Source organism: Phycisphaerales bacterium, from assembly GCA_029268515.1.
Taxonomy (GTDB): Bacteria; Planctomycetota; Phycisphaerae; order Phycisphaerales; family SM1A02; genus JAQWNP01.
This window is the reverse complement of the sequence record JAQWNP010000014.1, coordinates 18,993-31,792: the sequence shown is the minus strand read 5'-3', so window position 1 is coordinate 31,792 and position 12,800 is coordinate 18,993. Positions and strand designations below refer to the sequence as shown.

Below are 12,800 nucleotides of genomic sequence, written 5' to 3'. Positions count from 1 at the left end.
CCGGGTCAGTTCAACCACAAGCTAGCTTGTTTCACGCTCCAGAATGCGGTATCGCTCACGCTCACCGCGTCCTCGCAATGGATAGTCCTTGCGTAATGGGAATGCTGGAAAATCTTTCCAGAGCAAAATACGTCTCATATCTGGGTGCCCACGGAAGCGGATCCCAAACATGTCATAGACTTCTCGCTCACGCCACTCGGCGCCAGGCCAGATATCAGTGACGGTGTCGACGATCAACTCAGGATCGTCTTCATTTCCCAAGGTATCAATTGAAGGGTCAAGATAAGTCTTGACTGTGAGCCGAGTCTTTAAGCTGACACTTGCCAATAGATAGACCACTGCAAATCGGCCCGGCTGCTTCGCTGGATATCCCAGGTAATCAACTGCGGTCACATCACTCAGGAAGTTCAGAGCACAGCGTGAGTCATCACGCAAAAACCGCATGACTGGATGCAGTGCTTCTCTAGAAAGCAGGAGTGTTGTTTGGTTACGGAAGATGGTGGCTTGTAGCCTTACATCTGGAAAGGCCTCTTTTACGGCCATCAGTACAGGGTGATCATGCCCCGCACTTTCTCCAGAAACCGATTGCTCATCTATCATTGCCGATGCCTTTCAAAGACCTTTGACATGTATTGCAGCCGATCATGGGGTGAGATGCAAGCGACCAAGCATCAGATTTCCTGCCCCAGCCAAGCCAACTGATTTGAGACATCCTCAGACGGGATTACAACAGGACATTTTGGAGAAATCCAGTCCCGCAAAAGGTCTCTGACGAGATCTTTACACAGCACCCCTTGCCCCAGAGGACATGGCACGAGCACCTCATCAACCTGGCGGCAGTCCGTCAGGTAAACGAGCCCACATCGCTGCCCCAACACTTCGAACATTCGAAGAAGATGGTCATTGATAGATGCCAGCATGGTGACAGTCAGCATCTGACTTGGCGCCAGAGCAACTGAAAGGTCTTCACGCCCACTCATCGCAATCCCGAGTGCGCCGGGCAAGTCACTGATGACATCTGAAGTGTTCGGCAACAGGCATAGCTTTTGATTGGTGTGTTTTTGATCCAAGGCGTTTTGGAGTGATTGGCCAAAAGCCTCATGACCAGCGTTTGACCATACTTGCCAAGGGGCCATTTCATTGTCACTTGCAAGACTTCCTGACCGAGCAAGCACCAGCCCCTCATGCTGGGGCCAAGTCCAATTCGGCGACAGCAATGGCTGTTTCGCACGGACTGCCCAAGTACAAGTGGTATTTTTCAGTGGCGTAATCGTGTCACTCAAACCACTTTGAGCTTCGGCTGTCACACACTGCTCAAGAAAGAGATTCAATTGAATACTCACATCTGTGGCCCAAGATAGGTGCACATCGAGCGACAAGTCTCGCGTACGACCACTTCGTTCAATAAGGGTAAATTCGGAGCCAAGCGATCCCAGATCCAACCTGCGAGTTGCTCACTGGTTGGATCTTCTAAGCCTTCAATCTCATTGAGTAAGTGATGATCGAGTCTTTCCTCAATAGGCGCAATAGCCTGCTTGACCTCACCAAAATCCAAAAGGTGCCCCTGCCCCTCAGGAATATCTCCAGCAACCGTCACCTCGACTTTAAAGGAGTGACCATGCATACGGCGACATTTATGCCCCTCAGGAAAATTAGGCAGAAAATGGGCCGCTTCAAATCCAAACGAGATAGTCAGTTTCACAAACATAAGGCGGACATCATACCGGACTTGAGAAGAACAGTGCATGCCTTCGGCCTGATCGTGGCCCAAACATTGGCCATCAGGACATGTTGAAGATTCTCAGGCGACAAGTAAGTCCAGTAGCCTGCTACGATCTACTACACATGAGCCGCGATAAACTTCGAATCTGCGAGACGTTTTTTTCGATCCAAGGTGAATCCAGCCACATGGGCCTCCCTTGTGTCTTTATTCGACTCACCGGTTGCCACCTGCGATGCACCTATTGCGATACTGCATACAGCTTCACAGAGGGTGAGCATCGACTTGTTGACGAAATCGTTTCAGAGACACTGGCATACCCCTGCAATTTGGTCGAGATCACTGGCGGCGAGCCGCTGCTACAACCGGGCGTACATACGCTGATGGAGCGCCTGGCCAATGCTGGAAAGACGGTCCTGATTGAAACCTCTGGAGCCTGTGATATCTCCAAGTGTGACCCACGCGTCATCCGAATCCTCGATCTCAAAACGCCAGGGAGTGGTGAAGCTCAACGGAATCTGTTGGATAACTTTCAGTACCTCACAAAACAAGATGAAGTCAAATTTGTCATTACAGACCACAGCGACTACCTGTGGTCTCGAGACATGATTCAAGAACACGATTTAGCCAACAAATGCGGATGCATTTTGATGTCACCTGTCTACGAACAGGCCGCCAATGAACACATTGCCGGCTGCCAGGGGTTGCCACTGGATTTGCTCGTTTCCTGGATACTTGAAGATGGGTTGCCGGTGCGGCTTCAGACCCAACTACACAAGCTGATCTGGGATCCACAGACCCGTGGCGTCTAAAGACCCACCTGCCCCACTTGCCTGCTCAGGCACGTTATACTCCCCGCCTTGATGGAGTGTGCTCTTCATGGCCCCTCCATGCATGAAGCCCAGGTGGCGGAATTGGCAGACGCGCCAGCTTGAGGTGCTGGTGGGATTTACATCCCGTGGAGGTTCGAGTCCTCTCCTGGGCATTGATACGCAACATAAGAAGTCTGGCCAGATACCCCTCCGTATGTGGCCCAGGGCAACGTTCCCTCGACTCTGACAAGCAAAGATGCCACCTCGCACAACCAAATCCAATGAACGTGAAGTCCTTAACCGCAAAGCTCGGCACGAATATTCTATTCACGAGACTTTGGAGTGTGGAATCAGACTCACGGGCACTGAAATCAAGTCAATCCGGGATGGCCAGATCAGTCTGGCCGAAGGCTATGTGCGAGCCTCTGAGAATCCTTGCGTACTGAAACTACACGGCGTCCACATCGCCGAGTATCCCCCGGCTGGACCTCATCGCCAACATGAACCAACACGAGCTCGCTCACTTCTCGCTCATCGCCGCGAGATAAAAAAGCTCTTCGCAAAAACACAGCAAAAAGGTTTCACCCTGGTGCCACTTAAACTCTACTTTGTCAGAGGGCGAGCCAAACTGCTGATTGGGCTTGGTGAGGGCATTCGTCGTGGTGACAAGCGACACAAAATTGATAAACGTGAAGCCCAACGAGACATCGAAAGAGCACTCAGCCGTTCTAAGAAATTCAACTAAAGCTCGCTCACCCCGCCTTACGGAGCTCGTTATCTTTTTCGACTAATGGCTCATTTGTTTTGGTGACAATAGCACTGCCTGTGTACGGCAAGACACACATTTCACTCTCAAGATGCCGATAGCGGACCATGACGCGCTTGGCGCCACCGAACTTTCCATTGGACTTGGCCACATACATTGCCTCGTCAGCATGCCGAACCAACTCGATCCCAGATACCGGCAGAGAGAGTGCAGAATGTGACAGACCCATTGACATTCCAACCACACAGTCCTTCTCGTCCAACTGCTCGACCATCTGCTGGAATGCCATCAATATGCGATCACCGACAATCATGGCTTCCTCGGGATCAGTATGAGGCATCAATATGCAAAATTCATCGCCTCCATAGCGAGCCGCAATATCGACATGGCGACAGTTGGCACTGATCACCTGCCCCGCCGTGCGAAGCATCGCATCGCCCACATGGTGACCACGGTCATCATTGAGCCTCTTGAACTGATCGAGATCAATCATCAAGCATGCCAAGGGAACATCATTACGAGCGGCCTCTGCCCAACGATCATCCAACATCAGATTCAGCCAACGACGATTCGCGAGTCCAGTGAGCTCATCTGTTCGACTCATCCGTTCTAAGCGCTCAATAACCTTCTGAAACTGACGATTCGCAACTGCTAATTCAGATAATGAGCGACTCAGGTTTTCATGCAGCTTACGGTTTTCGACACGCACGGCACGATGGGCAAAACACTTTGCAATGTTCAATGCCAACATCGATAGCGTCACCTTGTTTAGAACAAGGTAGTCAACCGCGCCTGCACGAATTGATTCAATCGCAAGCGAGCTTTGCTGATCATTTCCAGTAATAATGACGGGCAGATCCGGGGCCATGCCCTTGATAAATGCAAGTGCATCAAGACAATGAGCATCAGGCAAACATGATGCACAAAGTACGACGTCATAATGTTCTAGTTCAATATTATGAAGCTGCTCTAACGAAGAGATCACTTTGTATTCGGGCTTCATTTTCTGCGGGACTTTATTGAATTGAGCGGCATGGATATCGCCTGGTTCAATCTGCTTGCAATCCGGCAAATGCAGTTGCTCAATGGCGTCACCTAAACGTGCGGCCATTTGCTCATCAGGTTCAATGACAAGCAGTCGCCAACAAGTTTGTATCATTGAGCTTGACATACCCAATCACCGCCTCCAACGAATCAGATCACAACCAGACTCACTGACCAGCGACTTGCTGGAATCCATAGAGAGTCCCTTGTCAAACTGTCGGATGGCTGCGATGCCAAGACAAACGATGCTCAGCGAGATATGAGCTTTGCGTCCCAAATGCGTCTTTTGATCCATTTGGTGGACCTATGCACCCACTTCTCGGACCTCAGGCAGCCCAGGCATTGAAAACGCACCCGAGGCCAAAAACCCGCGTCTTGAGTACTTGCTTTCATCAGCCGAAGGCCACCAAACCGCTCCGATTTCAGGCACCGATTTGCGGCCAATCGGTCAGGTGCCCAGCAATCTTGCCATATCGTTGTAGAAGGTGACCACGAATACCGTCAGTATCAACGCAAGACCAACAAGTGTTGCGATATTCTGGAACCCAACTGATGGCGGCCGGCCTTTGAACTTTTCATAGATCAGAAAGAGAAAGAGCCCACCATCAAGAATTGGCAATGGCAGAAAATTAATGACTGCCAAGTTGACGCTAATCATTGCCAAGAAAAAGATCAGAAATGTATAACCACGGTCGGCAACCTTCGTGCCTAGGTGCACGATGCCAACTGGGCCATGAAGCTGATCAATTCCGATACTACGGCGGAACAAACGGTCAATCGTCAGATACGTCAACAAAATAAGCTTGTGTGTTTCTTCGACACCCATACCGATTGCCGTGATTGGATTTCCGGATGCAGATCGAACTACAAATACGGGCTCAAAGAGACCCGTCGGTAATTCACTGCGCCAGGTCAGCTGATGTAACGCTTCGACTTGACCTGCTGATAAAGCAACTTTGTCGGTATGAGCTTGTGCATCAATAGGGTTTTTTGTCTTGATCGTTAACTCAGCACCCTGCCCCAACCCACTTGCCTTTTTGGTCGCAAGCCTGACCGCAACCAAAATGTCGTTCCAATTACTCACCGGCGTGGACTCGATCTCCTCAATTTCTGTACCACCAAAGAGATCCAGTTTGACAAATGGTGAATCAACAATAACAGCATCTTCCTGAGGACCGGATCGAAGTTGCTTCATCGGATTCGCGATCAAAGGCAGGTCCGTGGCATAGCCGGGATTGACATTCAGCATTCCATTTTGATTGACGACACCGATCACTGCAATCTGCTTGCCGTCTCGCAAAATCGTCATTGGCAGGGACTGCCCGGCGTTGGATTTCACCAATTTCAAAAACTGTCCCATCCTAGGGGCACTTCCAGTGCCCGCATGCAGAATGACGTCACCTACTTCAAGTACATCACTGTTATGTGAGGTACTTGGAACACCAACCAGCTCTACAAGTGGCGTCAGTCCAAGCATGCCCATCTCTGGCATGGTGTTCTCGCCAGAATCACCTTCATATAAAAGCTGCTGCCCAAGCACTGGCGACGTATCCACATCAATTGATGTGTTCGTATTGCGAGGATCTACCCAGACCGTTGCAATTGCTGCACCATCGCTTTGCGCCACCAACTTTTGGTATTGCTGAAAAGTCTCGATCGGACGCCCAGCAGCTTGTGTCATGAGCATGCCAGGTTTAAGCCCCTGCTCACCAAGACCATTGCTTGCTAGGACGCGTGTGACGAGCCCCTCATCATCATCTTGAAACAACTGTGTCGATGCTGCGGGTGCAACACCAATCGTCAGGAGCCCACTACCCGCCTCATCTTTCTTTGGCGTCAACACGAATCTCAAAGGCGCTGATGCCTCTTCTCTTTCTACAGTGATTCGCAATGGCGTACCAGGCTTGCTCATGGCTGCAGCAATCTGTACGTCAGCAAACGTCACCACATCACTGCCATCAATTGCAGTGACACGATCACCAGGCTGAAGACCAATTGCAGTGATGTTCTGCGCTTCTGCGTTCTCTGCAACCGCAGTGGCGGCAGGAAAACCCTGAGCGACCGTTCCAATCACGGGCGCTTCGAAACGCACGCCAATCATAAATGCAATGAGGAAGAGTATTCCAGCCAAGATTAGATTCATCACCACACCGGCGGAAACCACAACCAGGCGTTTCCAGACCGGACAACGATTGTAACTGCGTGGATCATCTGATCGGTAAGACGGATCCGTGTCATCCTGGCCAAGCATCTTGACAAAACCACCGATGGGCAACCATCGCAACGAATATTCCGTCTCTCCAAGTCCATAATGAGCCAGCTCATCATCAGTCAGTGCTGCGGGCGCTTTCTTGGTGCGTTCTAAGATATCTGGCGCTGTAGAACTCGCCTTAAAACCAATGCCCTTGCGCCAGGCAATCATGATTGGCCCCATACCAACCGCGAAGCCCTCGGTGCGAATACCTGCCCACTTTGCTGCTAGAAAATGACCGAGTTCATGCACTAAAATTAACAGGCCAAAACCTGCAATCAGAAGCACGATGTTAAAGCCACTGGTCAGGTATTCCACTTTTTCAAACCTCTCCTACCAAAAGTCAACACAACCTCTCATCTAGTGAGTGGCTGCAGCAACCTCCAAATGTTGATTAACCACATCTCGAGCTTCTTGATCCGCTTTGAGACAATCGGCTAGATCCTCAATAGGCTTGACTGGAAGCTGCTGCATCGCATCTGCCACAAGCTGTGTGATCTGGCCGAAACGAATTCGCCCACTCAGAAATGCTTCAACGGCAACCTCATTGGCCGCGTTGAAAACTGCACCAGATGAACCACCTTGACGAATGACATCGTAGGCAAGATTGATCGATCCAAAGCGTTCTCGGTCGATCTGCTCAAAATCCATTTGGCCAATTGTTGCCCAGTCCATCGCCCGAGAATTACCCAAAAGACGATTCGGATAAGTCAATGTGTATTGAATTGGCGTGCGCATATCAGGTGGCCCCAATTGAGCAATGACAGAATTGTCGATGAACTCAACAAAGCTGTGAATCATTGACTGGGGATGGATCACGGCCTCAATCTTGTCTGCGGGCATATCAAATAGCCAGTGCGCCTCAATGATCTCGAGGGCCTTATTCATAAGCGTTGCTGAATCGATGGTGACCTTCCGACCCATTTTCCAGGTTGGATGATCAAGTGCCTGCTCAACCGTTGCTGAATCTGTTTGCTCACGCGTCGCCTGACGAAAAGGACCACCCGAAGCTGTAATGATAAGTCGCTTCACCTCGTCCAAAGAGCGTCCTGCTTGGACACACTGAAAAAGAGCACTATGTTCAGAATCAATAGGAAGCAGTTGCACCTGCTTTTCTCGAACAAGAGGCATCACTAAAGAGCCTGCTGCGACCAGGGTCTCTTTGTTTGCAAGGGCCACATCGCATCCACGATTAATAGCGGCCATGGTTGCTGGAAGGCCTGCTGATCCCACAATGGCACCAACGACGAGATCTCCCGGTTCGGCCACCGCTTCAATCAACGCTTGTGGTGCATCGGGACCTGTATAGACTTTGCATGATTTTGGAAGTGCTGCCGCCTGCTGGCTATCTGCCAATGCCACATGGCTGACTGAGAAGGCGCTGGCCTGCTCGGCAACGAGAGCGCCATTGCGACCTGCGGCCAGCCCCACCACATCGAATTCAAAAAGACCCTCGCGGCGCAGATGTGACACAACATCAAGTGTGTTGGTACCAATTGAACCAGTTGAGCCAAGCACAATCAGTCTTCTTTTTACAAGCCCCTTCACCGCCTACTCCTCATCCTGTAGTGCCGCTGCCTCAGATGCTGTCACCCTGCGATGACTGCGGTAGAGTGTACGTCGTTTTTTGTCTGCACTTGGCTCTTCTGTGGCCTTCGAAACTTCTACCGAAGCGGGCTCTGCAGCCGGCTTCTGATTCCTCGCCTCTGCCTCTTTTTGGTCGCCGTTGTTTGAGGCGTTCTCTGCACCCTCTTGGGACTCCGCTTTCTGCCCACCACGCCGCCTTCTTCGCCCCCCGCGCTTGCCACGACGGCGGCGTTTGGCTGGCTCAGGTGTTTCTTGATCGCCCTGCTCTGCCTTTGAGAACCACTCTTTGATCTGTGCAACCTGTTCAGCTGTCACCGCTGACATGTGGTTTTTGACAGCAATACCACCCTCAGTTCTACATCGCTCAAGAATGGTGCGAGATGTAATACCAAGCTCTGATGCCAGTTGATGAATACGCAGCGAGCTCCCCTCATTCTCTTTACTACGCCCACGCCCACGACGGCGCCCTGCCTTCTTACTGGGTGTCTCACTGCCTTTGTTCGCATCCGACGATTTTTCTGGAGGCGTTTCTGACGGCGCCTCTGAATCAACGCTGGCTTTCATATCAGTTGCAGCGGTTCGACTCCCTACCTTTTTACGGGACCGGCGGCGGCGACTCCGCTTCGGTGGATCCTCAGTTGAAGTTTCTGGATTGTCATCAGGCAGTGGGTCCATTAATGCAATTGCTGCTGCATCAGCAGGCTGCGGTGTACGCCGCCCACGTGAACGGGAACGCGAACGTTTTTTCTTGGTCTCAGTGGCCGGACTGCCCTTTGCCTCTTTGTCCAACTCGTCCACCGTTGGAGGCTCTGGGATTGGCAAATTCCTGATATCGATATCTGCGTTACGCACATCGTAGGCATAGAAGACCACCTTGTCGGTGGCAATTGCCTCACTGACCCGCACGATGATTTTCTTATTCGACTCATCCTCCAGCCGGTCTAAATCGCGACGTTTACTCGAAAGCAAAACCGATGCGACTCTTGGAGAGCAAACGGCTTCGACTCGTGCAACGCGATCATATTGAAGCAAATAACCGATCTGTCGAGTTGCATCAGCGCCAACGTAGTCCGGGCTGCGAATTTCCCCATGGCCTTCACAATTCGGACAAGCCATATAGTGGCTCATCTTCAAGCTCGGACGCATCCGTTGCCTGGTCATTTCAAGAATGCCAAGCTCACTAATCTTCAGCGGCAACGTCTTTGCTCTGTCACGCTTGAGGTTATCACGCATGCTATCTTCAACACGACGTCGATTACGCATGATGCGCATATCAATTAAATCGTTGATAATAATGCCACCAAGATCGCGCAGTCTCAGTTGCCGACAAATCTCTGCTACCGCCTCTAAGTTGGTGTTGAGCGCATTTGTTTCGCTATCACGCGCTGAGCGACTCCGTCCTGAATTGACATCAATCGCAACAAGTGCCTCAGTCTGATCAATCACCAACTGACCGCCAGATTTGAGCGGCACCTCTCGACTATGAATCAGCTCAATCTGACGTTCAATGTCAAAGGCGTGAAAGATGGGGGTGTTTCTTTTGTAGTGAACAACCTTGGCAGCACTACGAGGCGCCACCACACGAAGGAAGGTACTGACGCGATCGTAAGCGGACTCTGAATCAACCACAATTGCGGAAATTGACGGGCGCAATACATCACGAATGGTGCGAAGTAAGAGATCTGACTCAATATACAACTCGCTCGGCGCGCCGACTGCCTTAATTCGTTTTTCCATGACCTTCCAGAGCCGAGTGAGGTAAGCCACGTCTCGCTTGAGTTCGGTCTTACTCTGCCCCACTCCTGCAGTTCGAAGAATGAAACCAAAGTCTTCAGGCAGATCCAGGTCATCGAGGATCTTGCGCATCTCACGTCGCTCCTCCTCATCCTCGACACGGCGCGACACACCAACACGATCCATGTCTGGCATCATCACAAGTAATCTGCCAGGAATTGACAGGTAGCTTGTCAGCGTTGGCCCCTTCGTACCAATGCCTTCTTTCAGCACCTGCACAAGAATCTCATCGCCTCGTTTGAGGGCTTGCTGAATGGGTGGACGTTCACGTCGGGCAATTTTGCGACCAACATGCTCAGTCCGCTCTTTCCCAGGGAAATACCTGGGATGTAAGTCAGAAATGTGCAGAAAGCCACTTTGCCCCTGCCCATAATCAATGAAAGCAGCTTGAATTGCTGCCTCAACATTTGTGACGCGCCCTTTGTAGATGTTGCCGACCTTGGTCGCACTCACGACGTGTTCGGTATACAGCTCGTCCAGATGCCCCTCATCAAGGATGGCAATGCGACATTCCACCCCCGGCGAGTCATTAACAACCATCACTTCAGCCGCGGACTTCTTAGTCGCAACATCGCTATTTTTACTACTACTATTTTTATCAATCAAGGGTGTGGTTCTCCAAGTTCCAACACCCGGCATGTGCGATTACCGTGCAACCTTGCCGCCTCGCCTCAGGCTTCGTTTCATTGAGAAACCAGCCTAAGATCCTTCGCGAACGTCCACATCGTTGCCACCGCTTCAGGTGCGTGGGGCTTATCAATTGATTGCATTTGCAACCGAAAGACTCAAACCTCGCACACTGGCATGTCGCCAATGGGTCTATTCGAAAGAAGCGGACCATCCGTGTCACGCTGCATCACCGCACTTACCGGTGGCCGTCATCTTCGCCTTGGCACCCAGAGGTGCAATCGCGCCAACTAAAAAGCATAGTTTGCTGCGATCACTGGGGCGTTCAATGGCGGCCCATATCTATTTATCTCCTGACTCTATCCGCCGGTGGACCATCCACCGTCAAGATCAGGAAGTACTTCTCGTAGCTCTTCGCGAAGACATCTCATGATTCTCCGCTCGGAATCAAACGAACCAACCCGGCGGGCCAGCCGTTCGCACTGTGCGACGTCAACCGAGCGAATCACACGCTTGACGTCAGGAATCTGAGTGGGAACGAGCGAGAGCGTTCGTAATCCCAAACCGATCAATAGCATTGTATAGGTCACATCGCCGGCAATCTCACCACAAAGGCTCGTTTCGACCTCAAACCGCTTTCCTGCTCTCAAAACAGCCTTAACCAACTTAAGTACTGCTGGATTTGTTGCCGCGTAGAGGTTCGCCACCCGCTCATTTCCACGATCAACCGCCAATGTGTACTGGACAAGGTCGTTGGTGCCAATTGAAAAGAACGACACTTCTCGGGCAAAACTTGCTGCCATGAGGGCTGCCGAAGGCACCTCAATCATCATGCCAACAGGGATCTCTCTATCGAAATCAATGCTGTCTTCTGCAAGTTCCTCCATGACATCCTCAAGGATCATCCGAGCTTGGCGTAGCTCAAGCATGGTCGTCACTAAAGGAAACATCACCTTAACGTTGCCATGCGCTGAGGCTCTCAAAATGGCGCGAAGTTGAGTGCGAAACATCGGCAAGTTTTGAAGACAGTAACGAATTGAACGCAAGCCTAAGAATGGATTTCGTTCTGGCTCCTCGGCTTGGTGTTGTGTGTGTTTGTCAGCACCAAGATCCAGTGTACGAAGTGTGAGCGTGCGACCATTGAGGGTCTCTGCTGAAATTCGGTACGTCTCATACAGCTCTTCTTCAGTTGGCTCTGTTTTACTTGCTAGATACTGAAATTCCGTACGAAAGAGACCGACGCCCTCACCACCCTCTTCAAGCACACGGGCAATTTCATGAGGAAACTCAACATTACCAAGCAACGTAATTCGCTCGCCACAACGTGTGACCGCTTCGAGTTCTGCAAGGCCACGCACTTCAGCTCTTATCGAAGCTTGACGAGCTGCCCGTTGCGTATATTTTTCAAGCGTCTCTGCATCGGGACGAATGATGACAACACCTGTTTTGCCATCAATAATAGTCAAGTCACCTTCGTCAACATGTTCAGTAATTGACTGTGTACCAACAACCACGGGAACACCCATTGCTGCAGCAACGATCGATGCATGGCTTGTTCGACCACCAAGATCGGTACCGATGCCCAGCACCTTTGTGGTATCCAGCATGGCAACCTGCGTGGGTGTCATGTCGTGACTCACGAGCAAGACCGGAGATTCAATTTTAGAAAGACGATCGAGCGTACGGCCAACCAGATGGCCTAAGAGTCGACGCTCTAAATCGACAATATCATTCGCCTTCTGCCGAAACACATCACTACCCATGGCGCGGAATTTATCTGCCAATTCGGTAAAGGCCGCAGCCACAGCACTCGCTGCCGTGAGTTGCTCATCACTAATGCGCAAGCGAATGGGATCAATGAGCGATGCATCTGCGAGTAAACCCAGGTGAAACTCAAAGATCTTTGCAGGCTCTTCGCCGAGGGTTGCCGCGGCCTGATCGCGGTCTCGCTGCAGCCCAGCTTGAGCCTGAGCATGAGCCTCTTCAAGGCTTGCAAGCTCTTGAACCACGTCATTGCTACTCACCACATGATGCGCGACCCGATGACGAATGTCTTCGAGGATCAACGCATTTCCGATGGCGACACCGGGAGCGACCGGGATTCCTTTGATTACTTCCATAACATCGCTACTACGAAGGACGGGCCGACTCGGCCAGGTCCCGGAAGCGAAACATTCCATCTACGTAAGTTCAACTCAG

11 protein-coding genes and 1 tRNA gene are annotated in these 12,800 nt (G+C 51.2%); 3 read left to right on the top strand and 9 right to left on the bottom strand.

Translation table 11 applies throughout. The annotated features are described in order from the left end of the window. Nucleotides 1-21: 21 nt before the first annotated feature. From P8J86_09325 to queD, 3 genes are all read right to left on the bottom strand, one after another. The gene (locus P8J86_09325) at nt 22-600 is read right to left on the bottom strand and encodes an NADH-quinone oxidoreductase subunit C (GenBank protein ID MDG2054895.1); all 579 of its coding nucleotides are present in this window, start codon (nt 598-600) and stop codon (nt 22-24) included. Nucleotides 601-671: 71 nt separating this feature from the next. Further along, the gene (locus P8J86_09320; GenBank protein ID MDG2054894.1) at nt 672-1,343 is read right to left on the bottom strand and encodes a hypothetical protein; all 672 of its coding nucleotides are present in this window, start codon (nt 1,341-1,343) and stop codon (nt 672-674) included. Next, entirely contained in the window at nt 1,340-1,708 is a 369-nt protein-coding gene (queD, locus tag P8J86_09315) for a 6-carboxytetrahydropterin synthase QueD (GenBank protein MDG2054893.1), read from the bottom strand. Before queD ends, P8J86_09320 begins: the two co-directional genes overlap by 4 nt. Nucleotides 1,709-1,845: 137 nt before the next feature. Between queD and P8J86_09310 the strand changes: the two genes are divergently transcribed. The 3 genes from P8J86_09310 (at nt 1,846) to smpB (ending at nt 3,277) form a co-directional block, all read left to right on the top strand. After that, nucleotides 1,846-2,532 carry a radical SAM protein gene (locus tag P8J86_09310; protein MDG2054892.1) on the top strand — a complete coding sequence of 229 codons (687 nt, stop codon included), beginning with the start codon at nt 1,846-1,848 and terminating at the stop codon, nt 2,530-2,532. Nucleotides 2,533-2,619: 87 nt separating this feature from the next. Continuing rightward, nucleotides 2,620-2,705 (top strand) — tRNA-Leu (locus P8J86_09305). An 83-nt stretch (nt 2,706-2,788) separates the two neighbouring features. Next, entirely contained in the window at nt 2,789-3,277 is a 489-nt protein-coding gene (gene smpB, locus P8J86_09300) for an SsrA-binding protein SmpB (GenBank protein MDG2054891.1), read from the top strand. A 7-nt stretch (nt 3,278-3,284) separates the two neighbouring features. On the opposite strand, the gene P8J86_09295 is transcribed toward smpB, so the two are convergent. The 6 genes from P8J86_09295 to ptsP all read right to left on the bottom strand — a co-directional run bounded on the left by P8J86_09295 (nt 3,285) and on the right by ptsP (nt 12,721). Continuing rightward, nucleotides 3,285-4,469, bottom strand: coding sequence for a diguanylate cyclase (locus P8J86_09295; GenBank protein MDG2054890.1), 1,185 nt, complete (start codon nt 4,467-4,469; stop codon nt 3,285-3,287). Between the two features lie 6 nt (nt 4,470-4,475). Beyond that, nucleotides 4,476-4,637, bottom strand: coding sequence for a hypothetical protein (locus tag P8J86_09290; GenBank protein ID MDG2054889.1), 162 nt, complete (start codon nt 4,635-4,637; stop codon nt 4,476-4,478). A 153-nt stretch (nt 4,638-4,790) separates the two neighbouring features. After that, a complete protein-coding gene (locus tag P8J86_09285) occupies nt 4,791-6,911 on the bottom strand; it encodes a site-2 protease family protein (GenBank protein ID MDG2054888.1) in 2,121 nt (706 codons plus the stop codon). 42 nt (nt 6,912-6,953) lie between these two features. After that, nucleotides 6,954-8,141, bottom strand: a complete 1,188-nt coding sequence (gene dxr / locus P8J86_09280; protein MDG2054887.1) for a 1-deoxy-D-xylulose-5-phosphate reductoisomerase — start codon at nt 8,139-8,141, stop codon at nt 6,954-6,956. Between the two features lie 3 nt (nt 8,142-8,144). After that, nucleotides 8,145-10,580: a translation initiation factor IF-2 N-terminal domain-containing protein gene (locus P8J86_09275; GenBank protein ID MDG2054886.1), complete on the bottom strand. Its 2,436-nt coding sequence runs from the start codon at nt 10,578-10,580 to the stop codon at nt 8,145-8,147. Nucleotides 10,581-10,960: 380 nt separating this feature from the next. After that, a complete protein-coding gene (gene ptsP, locus P8J86_09270) occupies nt 10,961-12,721 on the bottom strand; it encodes a phosphoenolpyruvate--protein phosphotransferase (GenBank protein MDG2054885.1) in 1,761 nt (586 codons plus the stop codon). Between the last annotated feature and the right edge of the window lie 79 nt (nt 12,722-12,800).